Source organism: Actinospica acidithermotolerans, assembly GCF_018139625.1.
Classification (GTDB): domain Bacteria; phylum Actinomycetota; class Actinomycetes; order Streptomycetales; family Catenulisporaceae; genus Actinospica; species Actinospica acidithermotolerans.
This window is the reverse complement of sequence record NZ_JAGSOH010000118.1, coordinates 1-21,426: the sequence shown is the minus strand read 5'-3', so window position 1 is coordinate 21,426 and position 21,426 is coordinate 1. Positions and strand designations below refer to the sequence as shown.

Annotated in this window: 20 protein-coding genes and 1 pseudogene; 12 read left to right on the top strand and 9 right to left on the bottom strand. The window is 70.5% G+C overall.

Annotated features, from left to right (window positions below):
* Nucleotides 1-783 (top strand): glycosyltransferase family 2 protein (locus KDK95_RS28020; RefSeq protein ID WP_212521313.1); only part of this gene is annotated, 783 nt, incomplete at its 5' end.
* Nucleotides 784-1,019: 236 nt separating this feature from the next.
* Here the strand turns inward: KDK95_RS28020 and KDK95_RS28015 are convergent.
* Together KDK95_RS28015 and KDK95_RS36335 are read right to left on the bottom strand one after the other, a co-directional pair.
* Entirely contained in the window at nucleotides 1,020-1,757 is a 738-nt protein-coding gene (locus tag KDK95_RS28015; RefSeq protein ID WP_212521312.1) for a response regulator transcription factor, read from the bottom strand.
* Between the two features lie 7 nt (nucleotides 1,758-1,764).
* Nucleotides 1,765-2,076, bottom strand: coding sequence for a histidine kinase dimerization/phospho-acceptor domain-containing protein (locus tag KDK95_RS36335; RefSeq protein ID WP_212521311.1), 312 nt, complete (start codon nucleotides 2,074-2,076; stop codon nucleotides 1,765-1,767).
* 424 nt (nucleotides 2,077-2,500) lie between these two features.
* Here KDK95_RS36335 and KDK95_RS28005 point away from each other — a divergent pair, with 424 nt between their 5' ends.
* Nucleotides 2,501-3,025 carry a hypothetical protein gene (locus tag KDK95_RS28005; protein WP_212521310.1) on the top strand — a complete coding sequence of 175 codons (525 nt, stop codon included), beginning with the start codon at nucleotides 2,501-2,503 and terminating at the stop codon, nucleotides 3,023-3,025.
* 438 nt (nucleotides 3,026-3,463) lie between these two features.
* Here the strand turns inward: KDK95_RS28005 and KDK95_RS28000 are convergent, their stop codons facing one another.
* Both KDK95_RS28000 and KDK95_RS27995 read right to left on the bottom strand, forming a co-directional pair.
* Nucleotides 3,464-3,988, bottom strand: coding sequence for a hypothetical protein (locus KDK95_RS28000; protein ID WP_212521309.1), 525 nt, complete (start codon nucleotides 3,986-3,988; stop codon nucleotides 3,464-3,466).
* Between the two features lie 591 nt (nucleotides 3,989-4,579).
* The gene (locus KDK95_RS27995; protein WP_212521308.1) at nucleotides 4,580-5,860 is read right to left on the bottom strand and encodes a tyrosine-type recombinase/integrase; all 1,281 of its coding nucleotides are present in this window, start codon (nucleotides 5,858-5,860) and stop codon (nucleotides 4,580-4,582) included.
* 382 nt (nucleotides 5,861-6,242) lie between these two features.
* Here KDK95_RS27995 and KDK95_RS27990 point away from each other — a divergent pair, with 382 nt between their 5' ends.
* Both KDK95_RS27990 and KDK95_RS27985 read left to right on the top strand, forming a co-directional pair.
* Nucleotides 6,243-6,458 carry a hypothetical protein gene (locus KDK95_RS27990; protein ID WP_212521307.1) on the top strand — a complete coding sequence of 72 codons (216 nt, stop codon included), beginning with the start codon at nucleotides 6,243-6,245 and terminating at the stop codon, nucleotides 6,456-6,458.
* Between the two features lie 166 nt (nucleotides 6,459-6,624).
* Complete coding sequence (locus tag KDK95_RS27985; RefSeq protein ID WP_212521306.1) at nucleotides 6,625-8,394, top strand: hypothetical protein; 1,770 nt, start codon at nucleotides 6,625-6,627, stop codon at nucleotides 8,392-8,394.
* Nucleotides 8,395-8,501: 107 nt separating this feature from the next.
* Here KDK95_RS27985 and KDK95_RS27980 read toward each other — a convergent pair whose 3' ends face one another.
* Nucleotides 8,502-8,963, bottom strand: coding sequence for a hypothetical protein (locus KDK95_RS27980; protein WP_212521305.1), 462 nt, complete (start codon nucleotides 8,961-8,963; stop codon nucleotides 8,502-8,504).
* Nucleotides 8,964-9,512: 549 nt separating this feature from the next.
* Here KDK95_RS27980 and KDK95_RS27975 point away from each other — a divergent pair.
* Nucleotides 9,513-11,057 carry an AAA family ATPase gene (locus KDK95_RS27975; protein WP_212521304.1) on the top strand — a complete coding sequence of 515 codons (1,545 nt, stop codon included), beginning with the start codon at nucleotides 9,513-9,515 and terminating at the stop codon, nucleotides 11,055-11,057.
* A gap of 3 nt (nucleotides 11,058-11,060) precedes the next feature.
* Nucleotides 11,061-11,894 carry an HNH endonuclease gene (locus tag KDK95_RS27970; RefSeq protein WP_212521303.1) on the top strand — a complete coding sequence of 278 codons (834 nt, stop codon included), beginning with the start codon at nucleotides 11,061-11,063 and terminating at the stop codon, nucleotides 11,892-11,894.
* Nucleotides 11,895-11,934: 40 nt separating this feature from the next.
* Here the strand turns inward: KDK95_RS27970 and KDK95_RS27965 are convergent, their stop codons facing one another.
* On the bottom strand, nucleotides 11,935-13,365 hold the full coding sequence (locus KDK95_RS27965; RefSeq protein ID WP_212521302.1) for a restriction endonuclease: 1,431 nt from the start codon (nucleotides 13,363-13,365) through the stop codon (nucleotides 11,935-11,937).
* Between the two features lie 157 nt (nucleotides 13,366-13,522).
* On the opposite strand from KDK95_RS27965, the gene KDK95_RS27960 reads away from it, so the two are divergent.
* Entirely contained in the window at nucleotides 13,523-13,984 is a 462-nt protein-coding gene (locus tag KDK95_RS27960) for a GIY-YIG nuclease family protein (RefSeq protein WP_212521301.1), read from the top strand.
* Between the two features lie 88 nt (nucleotides 13,985-14,072).
* Here KDK95_RS27960 and KDK95_RS27955 read toward each other — a convergent pair whose 3' ends face one another.
* The 3 genes from KDK95_RS27955 to KDK95_RS27945 all read right to left on the bottom strand — a co-directional run bounded on the left by KDK95_RS27955 (nucleotide 14,073) and on the right by KDK95_RS27945 (nucleotide 16,573).
* On the bottom strand, nucleotides 14,073-14,516 hold the full coding sequence (locus tag KDK95_RS27955; protein ID WP_212521300.1) for a hypothetical protein: 444 nt from the start codon (nucleotides 14,514-14,516) through the stop codon (nucleotides 14,073-14,075).
* A gap of 299 nt (nucleotides 14,517-14,815) precedes the next feature.
* Entirely contained in the window at nucleotides 14,816-15,493 is a 678-nt protein-coding gene (locus tag KDK95_RS27950) for a metal-dependent hydrolase (RefSeq protein WP_212521299.1), read from the bottom strand.
* Between the two features lie 318 nt (nucleotides 15,494-15,811).
* On the bottom strand, nucleotides 15,812-16,573 hold the full coding sequence (locus KDK95_RS27945; RefSeq protein WP_212521298.1) for a GntR family transcriptional regulator: 762 nt from the start codon (nucleotides 16,571-16,573) through the stop codon (nucleotides 15,812-15,814).
* 215 nt (nucleotides 16,574-16,788) lie between these two features.
* Between KDK95_RS27945 and KDK95_RS27940 the strand changes: the two genes are divergently transcribed.
* The 5 genes and pseudogenes from KDK95_RS27940 to KDK95_RS27920 form a co-directional block, all read left to right on the top strand.
* A complete protein-coding gene (locus KDK95_RS27940) occupies nucleotides 16,789-17,325 on the top strand; it encodes an ATP-binding protein (protein ID WP_212521297.1) in 537 nt (178 codons plus the stop codon).
* A complete protein-coding gene (locus KDK95_RS27935; protein ID WP_212521296.1) occupies nucleotides 17,322-18,020 on the top strand; it encodes a hypothetical protein in 699 nt (232 codons plus the stop codon). Before KDK95_RS27940 ends, KDK95_RS27935 begins: the two co-directional genes overlap by 4 nt.
* Before the next feature lie 8 nt (nucleotides 18,021-18,028).
* Nucleotides 18,029-18,238, top strand: coding sequence for a hypothetical protein (locus tag KDK95_RS27930; RefSeq protein ID WP_212521295.1), 210 nt, complete (start codon nucleotides 18,029-18,031; stop codon nucleotides 18,236-18,238).
* Nucleotides 18,235-20,001, top strand: coding sequence for a hypothetical protein (locus KDK95_RS27925; RefSeq protein ID WP_212521294.1), 1,767 nt, complete (start codon nucleotides 18,235-18,237; stop codon nucleotides 19,999-20,001). The genes KDK95_RS27930 and KDK95_RS27925 overlap by 4 nt, the downstream gene beginning before the upstream one ends.
* Nucleotides 20,002-20,089: 88 nt before the next feature.
* Nucleotides 20,090-21,426, top strand: a pseudogene (locus KDK95_RS27920) (hypothetical protein); the annotation flags it as partial.

Here is a 21,426-nt window from a genome sequence, read left to right as displayed (position 1 = left end):
GTGCCGTCCGTGCTCGCGCTCGGCACCCCCCGCGTCACCGTCGTCATCCCCGCCCTCAACGAAGCCCGCAACCTCCCCGTCCTACTCTCCGAACTGCCCGCCGGCCTGCACGAGGTCATCCTCGTCGACGGCGCGAGCACGGACGGCACCGTACTCGCCGCCCGGCTCGCCCGCCCCGACATCAGGATCCTGAAGCAGACCGGCACCGGCAAGGGCAACGCGCTCGCCTGCGGCATCCTCGCCGCCACCGGCGACGTGGTCGTCACCCTCGACGCCGACGGCTCCGCCGACCCCGCCGAGATCGCCGAGTTCGTCGACGCCCTCGTCGACGGCGCCGACTACGTCAAGGGCAGCCGCTTCCTGCCCGGAGGCGGCAGCTCCGACCTCACGGCCCTGCGCCGCGCCGGCAACGCCGCCCTCGTCTTCCTGATGAACCGCGTCTACCGCACCGGGTTCAGCGACCTGTGCTACGGCTACAACGCCTTCTGGACCCGCTGCACCGACGACCTCGCCCTCGACACCATCGCAGACGCCGAACCCGTCTTTGGCGACGGCTTCGAGATCGAGACCGTCCTCGCCGCGCACGCCGCTACCGCGCACCTCACCGTCGCCGAGGTCCCCTCCTTCGAACGCCTGCGCCGCCACGGCTGCAGCAACCTGCACACCTGGCGCGACGGCCGCCGCGTCCTGCGCGCCATCGTCCGCGAACGCCTGCGCGCCCGGCACGAGCAGCCGCACCCGACGGGCACGCTCGTCGCCGTCCAGGAGAGCGGAGAGCGCTGAGGAGGGATGGGGAGCGCTGTGGAGGACCGACGAGCACCGAGGAGCACCGAAAGGGACTAAGGAGGACTAAGGAGTACCGAGGACTGCCGGAACCTGAGTGAACCTTGAACCTGAGGGAACGAGCCGGGCCGACCGCAGGGGAGGGCGGCCGGCCCGCTCCCTCGCTCACCCCACCCGCTCCCGCTCCCTCGCTCCACCGCTCCCGCTCCCACTTCTCACTGCGTCCGCTCCTTCGCTCACCCCGCCCCGGAACCCGAACCGGTGCCGCCGAACCGGTACCCCACCCCGCGCACCGTCGTCACCCAACGGCTTCTCCGGCCGGTATCGCCGAGCTTGTGCCGCAGGTTCGCCACGTGCACGTCGATCACATGATCGTCGCCCGGCCAATCCGTGTGCTGCACCCGACGCGCCAGCGTGTCCCGCTCCCACACCCGGTGCGGGCTGCTCATCAGGGCGACCAAGAGGTCGAACTCGGTACGGGTCAGCCCGACGGCCGAGCCGTCCAGCACCACCTCCCGGCTCTCCGTGTCCACCCGCAGCCCGCCGACCCGCATCACGGACGCCGCGTGCGGCTCCGCACCCGGATCCTCGAGACGCGGCCGCCGGAACATCGCCCCGACCCGCGCCCGCAGCTCCCTGGGGGAGAAGGGCTTGACCATGTAGTCGTCCGCGCCCACCTCCAACCCGATCAGCCGGTCTGTCTCCTCGTCCCGCGCGCTCAGCACGATCACGTACGCGTTCGATATGGCGCGCAGCTGCCGGCACACCTCGATCCCGTCGATGTCCGGCAGCGTCAGATCCAGGGTCACCAGGTCGGGGGAGAGCCGCTTGGCCAGCTCAAGGCCCCGCGCACCGGTCCCGGCCCCGGTCGACTCGAATCCCGCCTGGCGCAGCGTGTCGCACACGAGCAGGCAGATGTCCGGCGCGTCCTCGATCACGAGCGCCGCCCGACGGCGCTCGCCGTTGTCACCCATCGCCCTCCTACCTCGCGGGGCTTCCCGGCTCCAGATCGTCGACGAACTCGGCCAGCCGCGTCACCCCGGCGACCACCACGCGCAGCACTCGCTGCTGCTCCATGCTCAGCGGTCCCAGCGTCCCGTCGGTCAGCAGCTCCAGGTAGCCGATCACCGCCGTCAAGGGGTTCCTCAGCTGGTGCGACAGGGCTTGCAGCAGCCCCGCAGTGCGCGCGTCGAGCGGGCTGAGGGCCTCCACCAAGGCCACCGTCGCCCGCGCGTCACCAGGCTGCGCGGCGACGCCCGCAACGGCCTCGCCCCGCCGATCGTCTCCCACCACCCGACCAGGCTAAATCGCCCTACGCGGCGCAGCCAGCCGAATCGCGGACATTTCTGGCACCGGGCGCAAGGCGCCGCAGGTGAACGATGGGGGACCAGCCGGTAACCGGGAGCCGACGTAACCCTTCCGGCTGACCCCGCCGCCAGGCGTCCCGAAGCGGCGGCCGTGCGGCGGGGGTGAGCACGGATGAGCACTCTATTGGTTCGTCTTGATAACCCGCGAAAGCGCCGCGGCATAACAAAAGAATAGGCGCACGACGCCCGCCTCCACCCGATCGGGTTGCTTGCCGAATTTTCGCCCGGAGTCGGTGTACGTTTCATGCTGAAGGGCGGGGATGTCGACGAACCGCACGCGTGCGGGCCCCGGCATCCGCGCCGATGGGAAAACCGATATGCATATGCATCCGACGGGAAGATTCACTCTCATGGCAACACTGAAGAAGGCTGCGACCGTCGCCGTCCTGGCGAGCGCGGGCGTCATCGGCTCGGCCGGCATCGCCGCGGCGGACGGCTGCTGCGCCCCCACCCACGGCGGCCAGCAGAACGACAACGGGGTCCACCAGGCGGGTCTCGTCACCGTCAACGCGCTCAACAACGTCAACGTGTCGCCGAACCTGGGCTGCCTGGCCGACCAGACGCTGCCGAACCTGACCGCCCAGAGCCTCGTCGGCCTCGTGCCCGTCGGAGTCAGCCTGAACCACCTGCTCCAGCACGCCAACCTCAACGTGCTGGCCAACGGCAACACCACCACCGAGGTCTACGACAACTCGTGCACCTCGAACCAGGGCGCGTCGCAGGCCGGCAACAACAGCCACGGCAGCAGCGTCACCGGCAACGCCTCCAGCGACCACAGCACCGGCGACCACGCGGGCTCGCACAACAGCGAGGCCGGCAAGGGCGCCGGCGGCCTGCTCGGCGGCACCGGCATCCTCGGCACCGGCGTCCGGTAGTACAAGCACCCCGTACACGAGCACCTCGTACAAGCGACTGCGACACGGCGAAGCAGTGCCGGTCCACCTGGCCGGCACTGCTTCGCCGTGTCGCCGTGCGTGCACGGCCGTACGTGCGTCATCACGGTCACTTCGTTCGTCGCCTCCACCGCCCGACCGCTATATAAAGCGACATACCGTCGAGTCGGCCCCGGGGGAGTGGCTGGCCACCCCGTCAGCCACGGTCAACCGCGCTTTCACGCCTCCGCGCGAAGCTCGCACGTCCTCATACTCATAAACGTCGGCACATGCGAAAACGGCTCCGACCCCGCGACGAACGCGGAGTCAGAGCCGTTCCGGGACGGCGACTCTGCCGAGTCGCCGTCCCGTGCCCTGAATCGCTCCACCGAAGCGGTGCCGGGAGGACCGGCGTTGCTCGGCGGGGTACTTCGGTGGGTCCTACAGGACCCCGGTGCCGAGCAGGCCGGTGCCGCCAAGCAGGCCGCCCGCGCCCTTGCCGGCCTCGGAGTTGTGCGAGCCCGCGCCGTCGCCGGTGCTGTGGTCGCTGGACGCGTTGCTCGACACACCACTGCCGTGGCTGTTGTTGCCCGCCTGCGACGAACCCTGGTTCGAGGTGCACGAGTTGTCGTACACGTCGGTCGTGGTGTTGCCGTTCGCGAGCACGTTCAGGTTGGCGTGCTCGAGCAGGTGGTTCAGGCTCACACCGATCGGCACGACGCCGACCAGGCTCTGAGCGGTGAGGTCCGGCACCGTCTGGTCGGCCAGGCAGCCCAGGTTCGGCGACACGTTGACGTTGTTGAGCGCGTTGACGGGGATGAGACCCGCCTGGTGCACCGCGTTGTCGTCCTGCTGGTGGTGCTGCCCCGCGTCCCAGCCCTGGTCCGCGGAAGCGATGCCGGCCGAGGCCATGACGCCCGCGCTCGCCAGGACAGCGAGGGTCGCAGCCTTCTTCAGAGTTGCCATGAGAATAAATCTTCCCGTCGGATGCATATGCATATCGGTTTTCCCATCGGCGGGGACACCGAAGTCCCGCGGTTAAGCAGTTCTCCGGCGTCTCCGTCCTTCAGCATGAAACGTACACCGACTGCGGAGCAAAAACCGGCAAGCAACACCCACGAGTGATCGGTTCGGCGTTTCATTCGCTCTTAAGGGGGTATTTCCCGGCGCCCCACGCTCACCCATCCGAATCGCGCGCCCAGGCCGTGGTACCGCACCGATATCCACACGGACCGGTGCCGATCCGGTACTGATCCGGCCAGATGAATTCAGATCGTCGGCGTGTCGGATTTCGACTCGCCGATCATCCGATTAATCCGTTGCCCGTTGCCCGTTGCCCGTTGCCCGTTGCCCGCCTGTACCCGGCTACCTGGCTACCCGGCATGACGACGGACGTCGCCGCCCGCGGTGCGGCGCGCTGCTCACCCTGCTCTATGTCATCATGCATAAGAGAGATTATGCATGAGAAGCGTCCCAGGCTCCGCCCGAGACGCTTCTCACCAGCTGGTTCTATATCAACTTGTAGTCGCTGTTATGCACGAGCGGCTCAGATTGGACCTAGCTTGGACTTTTCGTGTCCGGAAGCCCGGGATTCTCGCTCCGGTGCCGGTCGAACCTGTCCTGCAGGGCGTTGATGAGGTCGATCCGCATCTGCACCGTCGGTCGCGAGTATACGCCGCGGGTACCTGGCGTGGCGTGGCCCAGCCGGTAGTCGCGCATCGTCGGATGAACCGACAACTCGTCGAGCATCGCGCCGTGGCTGTGCTTCCCGTCGTGCAGCCGCAGCCCTCGGATGATCGGCTCCGTGGAAAGGTGCGCCCGCGCTGGCGACTTGTACTGCCGGCCGTCAACGGCTTTCCGCCAGCGGTTAGTGTTCCAGTCGTCATACCTGACGGGGTCGCCCTTGGTATTGGTAAACAGCAGGTCCTGACCTTCGGGCAGGGTCTGCAGGTGGGCCTTGATGAGCGTGACGAGGAACTCCGGAAGGTCGATAATCCTGCCGGGCGGGCATTCCGGCTGGAGCCGCCCGATCGCGCCGCTCTTCGCCGGCCCGAAGAACCGCCGAGCACTCGCGTCCTCGTGGACCGCGCCCGTGTAGGGGTCGATGACGTAGAACCCCGCGCCGTCCACGACGCCATCGCCGTGCTCGACGTGCATGAAGGATCGGCGCAGGCCGGCTACTTCCGACCAGCGCATGCCCGTCCAGTAGACGATCTGCACGAGCAGCGCCTCGTGGGTACGAAGGCGTGCACAGATCTGGTCAAGGACGGTGAGGTCGAAGACGATCGGCTCGCGCTTCGGGGCCCGGTCGGGTCGGAGTTCGGCGTTCTTCTTGATCCCGCGTCGTGCGGTCCTAGGAAAAGGCGACGATGGGATGATCTTGTTTAGGGCGGCGTCGTCGAACAGCGTCCGCAGCACGGACATGACCACCGACACCGAGCTCTCGGCGAGGGTGTTGCGCAGTTCGGACCGGTACTCCTGCATATCGATTGGGAGCACCACTCCCATGGCGACGCTCCCCCAGCGCGGCTTCACGTGCTTGCGGTAGCACTGCTCGTACGACTCCCTGGTATTCGGTCTGAAGTGGTCCTGCGCAGGGAACCAGCGTTGCCACCACTCGTCGACGGTAGTCTTCGCGAGGTTGGGATCTATGTACGACCGAGCTTCGATGGCGGCCTCCTGGGCGCGTGCGTACTTCGTCGCCTCGCGCTTCGAGGTGAATCCGCTTTTGCCCGGCCATGCGGGCTTAGACCCGGGCGGCGCCTGCCATCGAGCGCGCCACCCTCCCCCTGACTCGTCGACCTTGATAGGCAAAACTGCCTCCTTCCGCGTGGCCACCGGGGGCTCTAGTGCCGCCGTTGACAGTGTTCTCCCTTGTGGAACAAGCCTATTAGGCGCCTGTGACACTTTTGCAGTGTTCTGCAGCTCATTGCCGCCCACTCCCGCGGATCGACAGCGCGCGGTAGTGGTCTGACGCGTACGGCCATCACAACACCATAGGTACCAAAAATCAACACCTGCCAGTACACGACAGGTAGCCTGAGCGCCCAGGGGCGGCCGAGGCTGCTGTAAGTGCTTGAGCGCGGCCATGTCGCGCGTCATAGGTACCAACTATCAATGGTTCCGTGTACATTAACATTCGCGGACGGCCCGTCCGCCCTGCAGCCGGCGTGCGGATGTGCGCCGGTGCGGCGTTGAACGAGCGGGAGGACGCCGAATCATGGCTGGTACAGCGGCGACGGACGACGACGTCATGGTCTACACCCCTGAGGAGGCGGCCGAGCGGATCGGAAGCGTAGTCAGCGCCGCTTGGCTCAGGCGCAAGGCCGGCCGCAAGGAGATCCCCTGCTCGCGTCTGGGCAAGCTCGGGTTCACGCAGAAGCACCTCGACGAGATCGTCGCGAGGTTCGACTCGCCGGCGCGCCGCCGGCGATGACGGCCGACGTGCCGGCAGGTGAAGGTGGCGGCGGGTCGATGGACGGGGTCCGGGTGCACGGGTGGAACGCCGCGGCCGCGATGCGCGCCTTGCGTCGGCGGCGTGCGCCGACGGCGGGTACGGAACCGGGCTCAGGTCCGGCGGGCCTGGCGATGGGGGGCGTTCGATGACGGCGGCGATAGATCTGGGCGGGTTCCGGCTCGAGGCATGGCAGCTGGCCGCGTGGGCGGTGCTCGTGGTGGCCGCCACGGCGATGGTGCGCCGCCTGCTCGGCCGGTGGGAGGCGTCGACCGGGGTGCGGATGGCCGCGTTCTCGGCTGTGATGTCGACGCTGGTCTCCGGGAACTCCTCGTGGCGGTATTTCGGGGCGCATCTGCAGGTGACCGATCCGCACGTGCGTGCGCTGATGTTCGCCACGGGAGAGTGCATGCAGTTCGCGCTCGCGCTGATGGCGCGTGAGAACTACATGGCGGAGGGCAGCACGGGGGGCGGTGTCGCGAGCCTGCTGGTGTGGGCCGTGTCCGGTGTCCAGTGCGTGCCGGCGTTCGAGGAAGGGGGCCTGGCCGGCGGGTTCGTGCGCTCGGCGCTCGGGCCGGTCTCCGCGGCCGTCCTGTGGCACCTGGCGATGGGCGTCGAGCTCGTGCACCTCGGGCCGGCCGATCACCGCGGCGGCAGGCTCGGGCGGATCGCGCGGTTCCTGGCCGAGTCGGTGATGGCGAGTCTGGGCCTTGCCCAGCCGGACCGGGACGCCGAGGCGATCGCGAAGGACCGGGCGGTGCGGCGGGCGGTGCGCCACGGGCTGCGCTACGACCTGATGTCGCCGAAGACCCGCGGCAGGCGCCGGGGACGGCGGGCGATCCGGCGGATGAAGTGGGCGATGCAGCGCGCGGAGATCGGGACGGACCGGGTTCGCACCCTCCGGCTGGCCAGGCAGCTCGCCGGTGCACGCAGCGCCTCGGCGCTGATCGAGATGGATCTGCCCAGCCTCTGGGAGAGCGTGCGCGCGGATCTGCTGACGGACGGCTGGGTGGCATCGGCTCGTGCGGCCGAGCTCGCCGAGGTCCGTTCCGAGGAAGCCGGCGGTGCCGCCGCCGAGCAGCCGGAGCCGGTCGAGGCAGGCGAGCCGGGCCGACGGGCGGCGGATACATCTGTCTCCGCGCTGCTCGAGGGCCTCGGATTCGCGGGCGAGGACCGGTGGATCCGCGATGTGGTGACCGAAGGCTCCCTGCTCGCGGTGGGCGGCGGCGGATACGCCGGATCCGCGTATCCGCCGCCGTATCCGGTGCCCGCCGGATACGCGGAGACGTTCGTCTCCGCCGGGCAGGGCAGGGCTGTCGAGCGAGCCGCGGATCCGGTTCCGGCCGGGTTCACCTCGTACGCTGCGGACGGTGGCCAGGATCCCACGCCGCTGTATCCGGCCGACGCGAACGCGTCTTCAGCACCTGGTCAGGGCACTGCGGTCCCGGCTCAGGCAGCCGGGTTCGATGCGAGCCGCGTGGATTGCATACCGCTCGGAGACAGCGACGTCGCGGGGTCGGATACACGTGGAGAGGCCAGCCGGGCGAGTGCGTCGGCTGTATCCGCGGTCCCGGTGTCTACCGGGGTGGCCGGGTCGCCGGAGCTATCCGGTGATGAGACGGGTGACTGCGCGCAGACGTCAGCGGATACAGCGGATACGGACGTCTCCGCTGTATCCGAGGGGACGGAGACGTTCGTATCCGCGCCGTGGACGGAGACGCGTTGGTCGAGGACGTCGGAGTCGATTGCGCGGGAGGTCGTCGCCGACTTCCATGCCCGCCGTAGGAACATCACCTGCCGGGCGTGGGTTGCGGAGGTGCGCGAGCGCGGGGGGCAGATCTCGAGCGAGCACGTCTCCGCGCTCTACCGGCTCGCCCGTGAGCCGGAGGTTCCCGACCCGGCCGACACCGCCGAGTGATCGCTCAGTGCCCCGCTCCCCCGCCCCCCTGGCGGCCCGTTGCTCTCGGGCGCCTTGGCGCGCCGTGCGCCCGTGTGGCCGTGCAGAGTGAGCACGCGGTCCTGGGTTCAGCTCTGGGCGCCGTGCCTGCGGACGGCGTCGTCGTAGATCGCTCGCAGATCGAGTGAGCAGGTCGCGGCGACGCCGTCGTGCTCGACGACGAAGGGCGCGAACACGTCCTCGTAGCCGGTCAGCTCCGCGACGCGGTTCGACAGCTCGCCCGAATGTCCGGCAGCGGTCTCGAACTGCTCGTACTCTTCGATCGAGTCGGCTCCGCGCTCGTCGTGCAGCTTGATGTCGGCCGAGATGCCGGTCGGGACCCATTCGCCTTCGTCGTCCTCGGCGATCAGCAGCAGGCGCAGCTCGGGCCGGTAGCGCAGGAGCTCGAAGGCGACGCGGTGGAGCGTGAGCTCCGCCAAGCCCCAGAGCGCCTTGGCCTCGGCGTCGTCGATCTGGCCGATCTGCTCGTCGGTGGGCGTCGGCCCGCGCTCGGCCGTAGAGGTGGGAGGGGCGGAGGCGGCGTTGTTCATCTGCGGTGTCCTTGTTGTCGTCGGAGGTGGCCGGGCGCAGCGGGCGGTTGCACCGTGGTTCGCGCCTCGGCGGGCGTTGGCTTCTGTGGCAGCGCGCGGAACGTGGCAGGACTCCCCCGGCGAAACCTGGAGCGTGCTGCGTCGCGGCCGCTCGCCGGAGCATTCGGCTGAGGTCGGCAGTCCTCTCCCCCGGATCGGCGCCTTGTGGCAGCGATCGGGAGTGAACTGCACCTCATCATAGGTACCAACGTTCAATAGATTCAAGCCTATGAACGAAGGCCGGGCACCGGCTCGCGTCTCGACTGGTCGAGCTTCACCGGCGTGTTGGACATCGCTCCCCCGCAGGTCGAATTCCGCCCGGATCTCCCTGACCCCGCAGGAACCGACGTTGCCGACACCTGTCGGCCGGTTGCTGCGCGGTCAGCTTCCTCGTGCTCGGCACGATCGATCGGCGCCAGATGCGCGGTGCCATGCGCTGCGGTGCTTGGCGGCCGGTGTCAGTGCCCGTAGCGTGGTGCCCCCCGCCCCGACGAACGGAGTGAGCGCTCGATGCGTTTCCTGGTCCAGGAGCTCAACGCGCCGGAGCCGGCGCCGGCGAGTCTGCCCGCCGCCGTGCTGAAGCGGGACAGCTGGGACGACTACCACTTCAAGACCTCGTTCACGCTGACCTACATCGGGCATGACGGCCGCCGACACAAGCTTGGCGGCATCAAGATTCTCCAGTTCGAGCAGCGACGTGGGCCGACGCCCCTGCCGGGAGACGAGTTCCGGTCGTTGCCCGGTGGCTACTGTGCGTTGGGGCAGTCGCTCTCGTTTTACGAGATGGCAGCCGACCTCGGGCCGGATGTATACCGGCCGCTGCTCTCAGGCCTGCGTGACGTCGTGTTCGACCCGTCGATTGCGGAGGCGTTCGCCGAGCACGAAGGATTCCTCAACTCGCTCGAACGCAGTGGCAGCGCGGCCAGGGCCATTCTCGACGCGTCCGCGCTCTTCGACTCGGGCCGAGCGGACGGAACCGACTACCCGGCCTCGCTCGCCTTCACCTTCCACTCCGCAGTCGGCGGCAGCGGCTTTGACCTGGACCTGCGCTTCGAATCCGTACCCGACCTGCCGGGCCGGGCGAACATCGTCATCGGCTACAACGGGACCGGGAAGACACGGCTGCTGGCCAATCTCGCCATGGTGGCCAACGCGGACCTCCGCCGGCGCGGCCGCAGGCAGTTCCAGGCTAAGTACGGACGCCTGAGCGACAAGGCGATCCGTTTCGGCGCGGTGATCGCCGTGTCCTACAGTGCGTTCGACACCTTCGACGTGCCCGGCACCACGCCCGATGAGCGCGAGCAGCTGGAGGAGTCGGGCGACGTGTTCGGGTACGTCTACTGCGGACTTCGCAGTCTGGCCGAACCCTCGGACGGGGGCGGGGGACCCAACCGGCTCAAGAGCGTCGAGGAGGTCACCGGGGAGCTGAGCAGGAGTCTGGAGCGCATCCACCAGTACAAGCAACGCCGCAGTCTGCTGATCAAAGCCCTGGCGCAGCTGGCGAGAGAGCCCTCGTTCAGGCGCGCCGGGTTCGACGGCGAAGAACTGTACCGCCACGACTCGCTGCCGGAGGCCTTCCTGGGCTTGAGCACGGGACACAAGATCGTCCTCAACATCGTCGTGCAGTTGGCGGCGTATCTGGAGCGCAAGTCGCTGCTGCTGTTCGACGAGCCGGAAATCCATCTGCACCCGCCGCTCCTGGCGGCGCTGCTGCGCGCGGTCAACGTGCTTCTGGAGGCGCGCGACAGCTACGCGGTCATCGCGACCCACTCGCCGGTCGCGCTGCAGGAGGTCCCCGGCCGGTACGTCCACGTGCTCGAGCGGTACGGGCAGCACACCAGCGTGCGCCGGGCGGAGGTCGAGACCTTCGGTGAGAACGTCGGCTACCTCACCAGCACCGTCTTCAACCTCGACAGCCGCTCCACCGACTACCACGCGGTCTTGAAGAAGCTCGCTGAGCGCATGGACGTCGAGGCTATCGAAGAGCTCTTCGAAGGTGGCATGAGCGCGCAGGCCCGCGCCTATGTCGAAAGCGTCCGCAGAGCAAGGGCATAGCCGGTGTACTCGATCCCGCCACCCTCCACCGACGACGACGAGCACTACCGTCACACGACCGCGCGCCGAAACAGCCCTCACCGCGAGCTCATGGCGCAGATCGCCCAGGCCGTTTCGGGGGCCTACGCCGCGTACATCGCCGCGCGCGGCCGCAGCGCGGCGATGACCCCCATATCCGCCTCGGTGGCCGAGGCCAGAGCATTGAGGAGTGCGTACGACCTGGTGAGGGCCGATACCGGGGACGATTCATTGTTCAGCACCTTGATGAAACGTACCCGCGGGGGCCAGTGCCCGATGTGCGGGTGCACGCCGGCCAGCACGCTCGACCACTACCTGCCCAGGGCTGTGTTCCCCGAGTTCGCCATCCTCGCGAAGAACCTCGTGCCGGCCTGCTGGGACTGCAACCACCGCAAGGGCGAGCAGGTGGCGCAGTCCGACACGCGCCGGTACTTCCACCCGTACTTCGACGTCCTCGGCGCTGTGCCGGTGCTCGTCGCCGACCTTCGCGTCGATCGCGTGGTGACGGTCGACTACCGCATCATGCAGCAGCCCGGCGTCGACCAGGCGATCACCGAAGTGCTCGGATTCCACTTCGACCAGCTCGGGCTGCGCGACGCGTTCCGCGCGGCCGCGACCAACGAACTCCAGGACCGGTACGAGGCCCTCGAGCTGTATCTCGGGCCGAACAAGGATGCTGACGCCGTCAGAGCCTACTTGGAGCGCGAGGCGCGAAGCTGCCGTGCCAGCCGCGGAGCCAACGATTGGAAGACCGCGCTGTTCACCGCAACGGCCGAGCACGACGATTTCTGTTCCGGCGGTCTGCTTCTGCTGCGGTGACGTGCGCCCGCCCGCGCTTGTCACCGCGCTCGCGGCGCTTTCATGGCCCAGGTCGGGTGGGAAGGACGACTTCGAGCAGCATCGCGCACGGCGCGTTGGCGCTGCCCCACACGTCCATCAGCAGAAGGTAGGTGTCGGGTTCAGACGACGGCACCAGCGCCCGTACATTCGTGCCGGTCACCCGCACCAGCAGGGTGTGCGTGCCGATGCGCGGGTCGGTGAGGTAGATCTCGACGTGGGTGCCGCCCTGAACCCGGCCCGCGCACAGAACCCTCGAGTCCTCCAGCGCGACGAGCGCGCCGAGCTCTCCGAGCGGCGCGGCCGGGTGCTGCTGCGGCTCGGACAGGCGGATCGGCTCCTCGGGTTCGAGCACCCACGCGTAGGAGCTGCCCGCGACGTACAGCCGGCCGTCCGGGAGAGCTGCGACCGCCCTGAGCTGGCCGGGGTAGTCGATGGGCAGCTCCACGTCGGCGCCAACGGCTTCGCCGACCCGGGTGAGCAGGTGCGTGCCGTGGTAGACCGGCCCGGGCGGGCCGGTGGTGGAAAAGACGTAGGCGCCGTCCGCGCCAGGCACCAGGCGCGCGCCGCGGTCGAGCGGGCCGGCGACCGGGCGCGCGGCACCTTCGCGCAGGGCGAGCAGGCCGTGTCCGCGCACAGCCAGCACCTCCTGCCCGTGGCCGGCGACCGGGCCGTGGCAGCCGGGGATCTGATGCTCCCAGCGTCCCGTGCCGTCGCGCGGGTCCACCCGGGCGATCCCCTCGGGGCAGGTGAGCAGCAGCTTCTTGCCGACCTTGGCCATGCCGGTCCACGGGCTGAACCACGGGATGTCGGTGGTGATGAGCGGTTTGACGCCCGCGCCGGGAACGGCGTGCTCGAGCACCGGCAGCCGGGCCGGCGCGGCCTCGTCCGTGGCCGCCACCCACCGCGGCACCTCCGCGTTCCGCGAGGGCCTGAGCAGCTGTTCGAGCGGCGCGAGTCCCCCGCCGCGCAGGGCGGTGTGTGTCAGGAGGCCTTCGAACAGCTCGACCGGGCCGATCACTCCGGCCACCAGGGCCTCGACGTGCTCGCGCTGCAGCAGGAACACATCCGGGTCGAACCGTGCCTGATCCAGGACGGGCGAGGTGTAGCCGGCCATCGAGATCAGCACGCCGTACACGCCGCGGGGACGTCGACTCAGGCGGTTGTGGAGCTTGGCGACCGGATCGATGTCGATCGGCTCGCTCGTCCACTTCGCCTCCACGATGAAGGTGTGTCCGCCGAGGGAGAAGAAGACGTCGAGTTCGTCGCGCCCGTCGAGCCCGCGCTGGTTGCTGACTGCGTCGATCCCGTAGACGCGCAGGACACGCTCCAGGAATCCGTTGAACCGCTGCCCGCGTACGGAAGCGGACCCGCGGAAGGTCACGAGCTGGGCGAACTCAGCGCGCAGGACCCGCAGTTCCGCGATCAGGGCACGAGGATCATCATCGGTCACAGCCGACCATTGTGCCCCCAGCCGTGTGCTCGGCGCCGGGTATTCACGCGATGCGCTCGCGCGGCGCGGGCCCGCGGCCCCGCGATCAGCAGCCCCGGCCAGGCGCACCGCCCGCGCGGCCGGGTCGCTGTCGGTGCGAGCCTGTAGGGTCCCGCCCATGCCGACATCGATCAGTGTTCAGGTTCTGGCAATCGACGAGCTGCAGCCGGCGGTGGTGGAGCACTTCGGCTCCGCACGCGCCTTCCAGGCGGATCTCCTGCCCCGGCTGCCCGGCGCCTACGTGTGGTCCGCGGACGGACGGGTGCTCTACATCGGTTCGGCCGCATCGCTGGCCAAGAGGGTGGGCGAGGAGCAGTACTGGATAGCCGGCCACGAACCCGACGAGGCGTGGGAGGTCAGCGTCGTGCACACGTTGAAGATCCACGATGCGACCGTCCAATGGGTCGTGACCGAGGACTACGCGGACGCGGAGCTCCTCGAGCGGCGCCTGATCGAATGGCACCGGGCCTGCACGGGCATCGCGCCGCTGGCCGTGGGCTGGAACGCGAAGAAGGGAAGCCCGCGCGAAGCCGGGCAGCAGTGGGCGCGGGCTCTGTGGAACCGGGAATTCGGACACTGAGGTGCCGCGACTCGCGGTCCGCTGAACCGGGATCGAAGCCCCGCGTGCCCTCATGTGGGAGCTGAAGGCCGCGAGGGCTGCGGCGCGATCACCGCACGGCATCGCACAAGCCGCGCCCGACGTCTCCGTCTCCGCCGGTCTTGAGGATTCGGGCCGTCGCCTGCACCATTCCGACGCCGGCAGCCTGTGCCAGGGACCAGATCAGGTCGCCGACGCGCCAGGGCGTGTCGCCGAAGCCGGCGGCCGGGTCCGGGATGATCACGTATTCCCGGTCCAGCCGGTTGGCCGGGTTCGGGTGCCGCCAGTAGGCGGCGCCGTTCGGCGCGGTGTGGCTGTAGACGAATCCGTGATCGGACAGGGCCCGCATGGTGCGTTCGGGGGTGAACAGTCGCGTGTGGGCGGGCAGGTCGTCGAGCACGTCCAGTGCCGCGCTCATCGCGCGGGCCTGTTCGGACTCGAGCGCATCGGCGTAGAGGGCGCGCAGTTCGGCCTCGGTGGCCAGGGGGCGCTGCTCGTCGGTGAAGTAGGGCATCGCGGTGTTCGCATTCTCGGATCGTTGGGACGTTTCACGCCGCAGGCGGAGGGCGGGGTCGGGGCGTGCGGGTAGGTGTCGCACGGTTCGCACGCCGAGTGAGACCGCTATCGCGAGCACGCTCAACATGTGGCCCCGATCCTCTTCCTTCTTATCAGCGCATTCAGTTTGCAAAGCCGACGGTAGTGGCGGCCTCCGACGTTCCCGAGACGGGTCGCGGCCCCGCACGAGTTCGGCACTCCTGCCGGCGTGCACCGCCGCCACCTCGCGAAGCCCGGCCGGCCGGGGACGGCGTCGGATCAGTGCGCCGCGTGCAGGCTTGTCCACACGTGCGGTGCGAGCAGCGCCGCGGTTGCGAGGGCGAAGGCGGGCGCGAAGGCCCAGTTCTCGACGGCGTTGCCGGTGCGCTGGATGACCGGGATCCTGAAGCGGGCCGGGATCGGCCACAGCAGCGGGCAGCCCTGCCTGGTCAGGCAGTCCCCGGCCAGGTGCGTGAGCACGCCGGCGCCGACGGAGTAGGGAAGCCACCCGTAGTCGCCGTGCAGTGCGAATCCCGCGCCGACGGTGGCGGCGGCCGCGGTAGCGATGACGATTCCCCGGGGCATGCGCAGGGCTCTGAAGCCGAAGGCGTAGAGCAGGAAGAGCACGGCCAGGCCCGCGCCCGCGTGCCCGTAGCGGATCGCGGCCGAGCTCGCGCTGAAGGCGAGGGCGGCGAAGAGCATCGAGTGCGTGGCCTCCCGGTGGCCGCCGGATATGCGGTGGACCGTGTGGGCGACGGCCCTGCTCACCGGTCCGAAGGTGTTCGCGATGGTGCCGCCGGGGTGGTCGAGGTCGGGTAGTAGCGAGGCGCCGGCGGTCGAGAGCAGCCCGGCGACCAGTACCGGTGTCCCGAGACGTGCGTGGGCGAGCGTCGGGGCGAGGGCGCCGGCTGCGGACCAGGCGGTCGTCCCGGACAGGCTGTGGCTGCGGCCCATCATGGTGGATTCCTCCTCTAGGGTGGCGCGGTGCGTGCGGGATCGCGTGCGACGCGTCCGGACCGCTGGGGCCACCGGGGCTTGTCGTGGAGGTCGTGCACGTGCCCTCGCGTCCGTCGGCGTCGTGTCGCATGGGGTGTAGGGGCCGCAGATAGTCATGTCGCGACACCGCGAGGAGGAAGTGCTGGGAAAGCCGCGGGAAACGTCAACCAGCCCGCGCGGGCCGCGCCGAGGACGGCACGGGCTTCGCGCGGGCTGGTTCAAGCCCACTGGCTGTATTCGATGCTTAAGGAACCGCTAGGGGCGACGTCCGGCCGCTGATCAGTCCCGGGGTTGCAGGTCCCGCTGCAGCTGGAACCGGTCGGCGCTGACGCGGGTCTCGCACACCGAGAGCGCTCGGCCCTCGGCCGAGGTGGTGCGCACCCGGAAGGTCAGCAGCGGGGTGCGTTCGGAGATGCGCAGGGCCTTGGCCTCGGCCGGCGCCGGCAGCCGGCCGGCGGTCTGCTCGCTCCAGGCGACCGGGCCGTGCCCGGCGCGGGCGAACTCGCGCTCGAGCAGCTCGGGCGAGAGCTGCACAGCGGCGATCTGGTCCTTCACGGCGAGCCAGCCGGGAAGGTGCCAGGTCTCCAGCGCCGCCGGAACCTGCCCGCAGTCCTGTCCGCCGGCGCCGGGCTCCTGGCCGGCGCGGGCGAGCACGATCTCGATGACGGTGACCGGCTCCCCTGCGGGCACGGCGAGCGCCGCGGCGAGCTCGGGGTCGGCCGGCCTGCGCTCGATGACGGGCGGGGCCAGCGGGATCCAGGCCAGCGCGCCCAGGCGCCCGTCCTGATCGCGCCGCAGGGGTCCGTCGGGTGCGAGCGGCTCGCGCTCGGCCGGGGCGAGCACGGTCAGCCCGACCTTCTTGAGCGGGCGCACCCGGCCCTCGGCCTCGAGCACCTCCACGGCGCTGCCGATGGTGCCGCGGCCGGTGGCGTAGTGCACGCGCAGCTCGTCGTAGGTCGGAAGCCGGCTGCCCGGGGGGAACTCGCCGCCGTCCATGCGCCGGCGCAGGTCGTCGGCGATCTCGCGGTAGCGCAGGGCCATCGGCGTCCCTCTCGGCGGCTTCGGTCTCACAGGCGGTCGAGGCAAATGTATCCCGGGATACTTGCGCGATCCACCACCCCCGCGCACAATGTGTCCCGGGATTAATCATGTATCCCGGGATATTAGTCCGGTCTCGCATGCAGGCCGGCCCCCGGCGGTAGGACGCCGAGGGCCGGTGGTGCGGGGTCCGGAGGACTCGAGAAAGGTCCAGACCCGTGAACCACAGCTTGCCAGACCCCGGCCGCATGCCGGAACTGCGCCCGGAACCCGAACGCCCCCGCGATCTCTACCGCGGCGTGGTGCTCGGCCGCGCCGACCTTTTCAGCCTCGGCGTGGTGCACGAGATCACCACCCGTCTGCCCGCGCGCCCGGCCTCGGTCGCCGTCGCCCGCCGCGAGATCGGGCACTGCGCCCGCGTCTGGGCCCTGGACGAGGAGGCGGTGACCGCCGCCTTGTCCGAGATCGCGACCAACGCCGTCAAGGCCGTCGCGCGCCACCGCGGCGACCCCGGCTCGCTGATCCGGATGACGCTGGCCGCGCACGCGGACGGCTCGGCCCGGCTCGAGGTGTGGAATCCGGCGCCGTCGCCCGCGACCCTCGCCCCGCGCCGGGCCCGGGCCAGCGCGCAGAGCGGACGCGGGCTGCTCATCGTCGAGGCCTTCGCCGTGGAGGTGACGCTGGTGGCGGTCTCCGCGGGCACGCTGGTGCGCACGATCTTCGGCCCGGCCACCGGAACGAGGGCCGCGGCATGAGCACCGGACTTCGCCTTAGCACCACGAGCGGCGCGGCCGTGCTCTCGGAGCACGCCGTGGACGGGCTGCGACAGCTCGTCTTCCGCACCGCGCTCGGCCAGGCCGACACCGGCTCGCGCGAATCCTTGGAGCGCTGGCGGCCGCTGATCTCCGAGGAGTGCGAACTGCTCGGCGCGGACGCCGACGCCTTCCAGGCCTTCTTCGCCCCGTGCTGGATCGGCGGTGCCGCGTTCGGGTTCCGGCTCGAATGGCGCGGCTGGGAGCTCGACACGTTCGAGCTGAGCCTGAACACCGCCCTCGCCCTCGGCGGCGACCCGCTGCGCCTGGCCGCCCGCCTGGCCGGACTCGGCCGCGAGCAGCTGTGGGTCGATGCCGCCGACCGGCCGTGGCTGGCCGAGACGATCGCGCGCGGCCTGCAGATCCGTATGCTGCCCGGCTCCGAGGCCTTCGGCTGGGCCGCGGTGCACGCACTGCTCGCCTCCGGCGCCCCCGGCGCGGTCGTGATCGGGCGCGAGCGGTCCAACGGTGCCCGCGAGCAGCTCTCCCCCGCATCGCTGGCCTGCCACTACTTCGGCGACGGCCTCTCGGTGCTCGACCTGATGGACCCCGACCGCACCGAGCACCTCGACCGCCACTTCGGGTTCGACCCGCACGCCGAGCCGCTGCCTCGCCGCACCCGGGGGGCCGCGCGGTGACGGTCCGGATGCCCGCCGCCGCCCCGGTGCGCACCGGCACCTGCCCGGAGCCGGACTGCGGCCACCCCTCGCTCTTCCCGCTGGCCCCCGGCGTCCAGGTGCGCCTGATCTGCGGCTGGTGCGGCGCGATCTACCTGTCCGGAGACGGCCGCGACCGCGGGCCGCGCACCCTTCACCTCGGCTACGGAACCCGGCCCGGAAAGGCGGCCCAGCGATGACCACGACGCTCGACCTGGCCGGATTCCGGCTCGAAGCCTGGCAGTTCGGCGCGTGGGCGCTGCTCGCTCTCGCCGCCACGGCGATGGTGCGCCGCCTGCTCGGCCGATGGGACGCCTCCACCGGGGTGCGGATGGCCGCGTTCTCCGCCGTGATGTCCACGCTGGTCTCCGGCAACTCCTCCTGGCGGTTCTTCGGCACCCACTTGCAGGTCACCGACCCGCATGTGCGTGCCCTGATGTTCGCCACCGGCGAATGCATGCAGTTCGCGCTCGCGCTGATGGCGCGGGAGAACTACATGGCCGAGAACAGCACCGGCGGAGGCATCCCGAGCCTGCTCGTGTGGGTCGTCTCCGGCGTCCAGTGCGTGCCCGCGTTCGAAGAGGGCGGCCTGGCCGGCGGATTCGTGCGCGCCTACCTCGGCCCGATCTCCGCCGCGATCCTGTGGCACCTGGCGATGGGCGTCGAACTCGTCCACCTCGGACCCGCAGACCACCGCGGCGGCAGGCTCGGACGCATCAGCCGCTTCCTGGCCGAGTCCACCATGGCCAGCCTCGGCCTGACCCAACCCGACCGCGACGCCCAGGAGATCGCCAAGGACCGCGCCGTCAAGCGCGCCGTGCGCCACGGACTGCGCTACGACCTGATGACGCCCAAAACCCGCACCCGACGGCGGGGCCGACGAGCGATCAGGCGGATGAAGTGGGCGATGCTGCGCGCGGAGATCGGGACCGATCGGCCCCGCACCCACCGCCTCGCCCTCCAACTCCTCGGCGCCCGCAGCGCCCTGGCACTGATCGAACTCGAACTGCCCAGCCTCTGGGACGCGGTGCGCGACGAACTGCTCGAGGCCGGATGGATCGCCCCGCCCCGCGAACGGCGGCGTTGCGACGAGGATGCGGGCGGGCACACCGACGTCGGCGGCGATGCCGGAGACGTCTCCGCGGCCGCCGAGATCCCGCGCCGGCGAGGGAGTGGCGCGGAGACAACCGTCTCCGTCCTGCTGCAGGGCCTCGGCTTCGCCGACCAGGCCCCTGACTCCCGCACGGTGCCCGGATACGGCTTGGATACGGCGGATATGCCCGCCGGATACGCGGAATCGGCGTATCCGGCCGCGCCCGGATACGGCTTTCCAGCCGCGGAGACGTTCGTCTCCGTCCCGGGCGCCTGGCCCGCCGGACTGACCGGCGCCGCCACCGTCACCGCGTCGGCCTTCGGCGCCGGATACAACCTGGCCCCTGGTCAGCGGCCCGCGATGCCCGGCCGGGTCCACGCGAACGGCCACGGCGTGCGGGAGGGAGACGCGCTTGGATACGGCGCGGATACACGATTCGAGGCGTACGCCGCCGAGCCGTCCGCCGGTATCGCAGGAACGCCGCTGTCGCCGATTCCGGCGAGCCCGCAGGCGCCGGAAAACGGCGCGGATACAGCCGCGGAGACGGGTCCGGAGACGCCGGAGACAAACATCTCCGCCGCGGAGACGGTCGTCTCCGGGTCAGGCACCGGCGCATCCGCAGCGGAGACGGATGACTCCGCGACGCAGGACCTGCCGCCGTGGACGGAGACGCGCTGGTCGCGTGCGACGGAGACGATCGCGCGCGAGGTCGTCGCCGACTTCCACGCCCGCCACACCAACATCACCTGCCGGGCCTGGGTCGCCGCAGTACGTGAGCGCCGCGGCCAGGTCTCCTCCGAGCACGTCGCCGCGCTCTACGGCGTCGCGCGCGCCCCGGAGGTCCCCGACCCGGCCGATACCGCCAACTGACATCCCGCGGGGCGCCGGGAATCCCCCGGCGCCCCGCCCCGTCCGCACGCCCGACTCGTGGGCGCGCGTGAGAAAGGCGAGTTCATCCATGGTGCCCGAATCCGGGCGGGACGCGTTTGAGGACCCGATCGCGCGCATGTACGGGACGTTCGGTGCTGACGTGACGTCACGTGACGTGGCCCCGCCGACCGGCCGCGCGGCCGGTAGGGCCGCGATCCCCGGGCAGCGCGCGGGCGAGGGCACGTCACGTCACGCCCCGCAGATCGGCACGCCCGAGGCCGGCGGCACCTACGTGCCCGGGGTCTACCGCGGCGCGATCACCGAGCACTTCCCAGTGCCCGAGCACGATCCCGACCACGGCGCCCGCCGCCCTCCGCGCCATCCGCTGGCCGCGTTTCGCATTCCGCTGCACCTCGCGGCGCTATTCGACCATCGGCTCACCGCCGGCCCAGCGCCGTTCTACGTCCGCTTCGCGAGCCGGCACCAGGTGGCCGTACTCGCGGCCGCGCCGTGGGCGCTGGCGGGCCTGGGCTGGTGGATCAACGCCTCCGAGCCGCTGCACGACGCGATCGCCGCCGCCTGCGACGTGCTCGCGCTCGCGATGGGGTTCGGGGCCGCCTGGTCCCACCGCCCGCACGGCAAGGACGCGGACCCGCTGATCACGCGCGGACTGCTGCTGCTGTCCGCGGTCACCGCGATGCTCGGGATCTCCGCCGGCGCCGGGGCCTCGCCTGTGGGGTACGCGGCCGCGGGCATCGGCTCCGCCGCGGCGCTCGGCATGCGCTACGCCGTGCACCGCGCCCGCTACGAGCGCGCCCAGGACGTCGCGGTGGAGATGGCCGCGCAGCTCGCCCCGCAGGCAGGGCAGCCCGGCGCCGAGATCGACGATGCCGAGCCGGTGTTCGACTCCCCCTACGACGCCCGGCTTTACGCCGCCTTCCGCCACGCCGGGATCGACAAGGTCGCGATCCGCGCCGTGCGCATCTCGGCGTACAACCCGCACACCTGGGAGGGCGTGCTCGCCCTCCCGCCCGGCCGGGTCAGCCGCGACCAGGTCGTGCGCAACAAGCGCGAGGTGATCGCCACCAACCTCGGCTGCCGGCGCCTGGAGATGGTCGCCGGCCCGCGCAAGGACGAGGTCGTGCTCACCGTCTACGACGGGCCCGACCGGCTGCTCGACTGGATGGTGTGGCACCCGGACATGCAGGTGGCCGACTTCCTCGAGCCGGTCCCGATCGGCTTCGACGAAGACCACCAGCTCCTGCGCGTCGAACTCGCCTGGGTCCACACCCTGATCGCCGCCCAGACCGGGGCGGGCAAGTCCGGGGTGTTCAACGCGATCCTGCTCAACACGCTGCGCGCCGGCAACCTCGTGCGTATCGGGATCGACGCGAAGGCCGGCGCCCCCGAGCTCGGCCCCTACCG

What these genes read in the sequence shown, in the direction of transcription:
- KDK95_RS28015 (WP_212521312.1), bottom strand. Translation starts at nt 1,757, where the DNA reads ATGGGTGACAACGGCGAGCGCCGTCGGGCGGCGCTCGTGATCGAGGAC.
- KDK95_RS28005 (WP_212521310.1), top strand. Translation starts at nt 2,501, where the DNA reads ATGGCAACACTGAAGAAGGCTGCGACCGTCGCCGTCCTGGCGAGCGCG.
- KDK95_RS28000 (WP_212521309.1), bottom strand. Translation starts at nt 3,988, where the DNA reads ATGGCAACTCTGAAGAAGGCTGCGACCCTCGCTGTCCTGGCGAGCGCG.
- KDK95_RS27990 (WP_212521307.1), top strand. Translation starts at nt 6,243, where the DNA reads ATGGCTGGTACAGCGGCGACGGACGACGACGTCATGGTCTACACCCCT.
- KDK95_RS27985 (WP_212521306.1), top strand. Translation starts at nt 6,625, where the DNA reads ATGACGGCGGCGATAGATCTGGGCGGGTTCCGGCTCGAGGCATGGCAG.
- KDK95_RS27980 (WP_212521305.1), bottom strand. Translation starts at nt 8,963, where the DNA reads ATGAACAACGCCGCCTCCGCCCCTCCCACCTCTACGGCCGAGCGCGGG.
- KDK95_RS27975 (WP_212521304.1), top strand. Translation starts at nt 9,513, where the DNA reads ATGCGTTTCCTGGTCCAGGAGCTCAACGCGCCGGAGCCGGCGCCGGCG.
- KDK95_RS27960 (WP_212521301.1), top strand. Translation starts at nt 13,523, where the DNA reads ATGCCGACATCGATCAGTGTTCAGGTTCTGGCAATCGACGAGCTGCAG.
- KDK95_RS27955 (WP_212521300.1), bottom strand. Translation starts at nt 14,516, where the DNA reads ATGCCCTACTTCACCGACGAGCAGCGCCCCCTGGCCACCGAGGCCGAA.
- KDK95_RS27950 (WP_212521299.1), bottom strand. Translation starts at nt 15,493, where the DNA reads ATGATGGGCCGCAGCCACAGCCTGTCCGGGACGACCGCCTGGTCCGCA.
- KDK95_RS27945 (WP_212521298.1), bottom strand. Translation starts at nt 16,573, where the DNA reads ATGGCCCTGCGCTACCGCGAGATCGCCGACGACCTGCGCCGGCGCATG.
- KDK95_RS27935 (WP_212521296.1), top strand. Translation starts at nt 17,322, where the DNA reads ATGAGCACCGGACTTCGCCTTAGCACCACGAGCGGCGCGGCCGTGCTC.
- KDK95_RS27930 (WP_212521295.1), top strand. Translation starts at nt 18,029, where the DNA reads ATGCCCGCCGCCGCCCCGGTGCGCACCGGCACCTGCCCGGAGCCGGAC.
- KDK95_RS27925 (WP_212521294.1), top strand. Translation starts at nt 18,235, where the DNA reads ATGACCACGACGCTCGACCTGGCCGGATTCCGGCTCGAAGCCTGGCAG.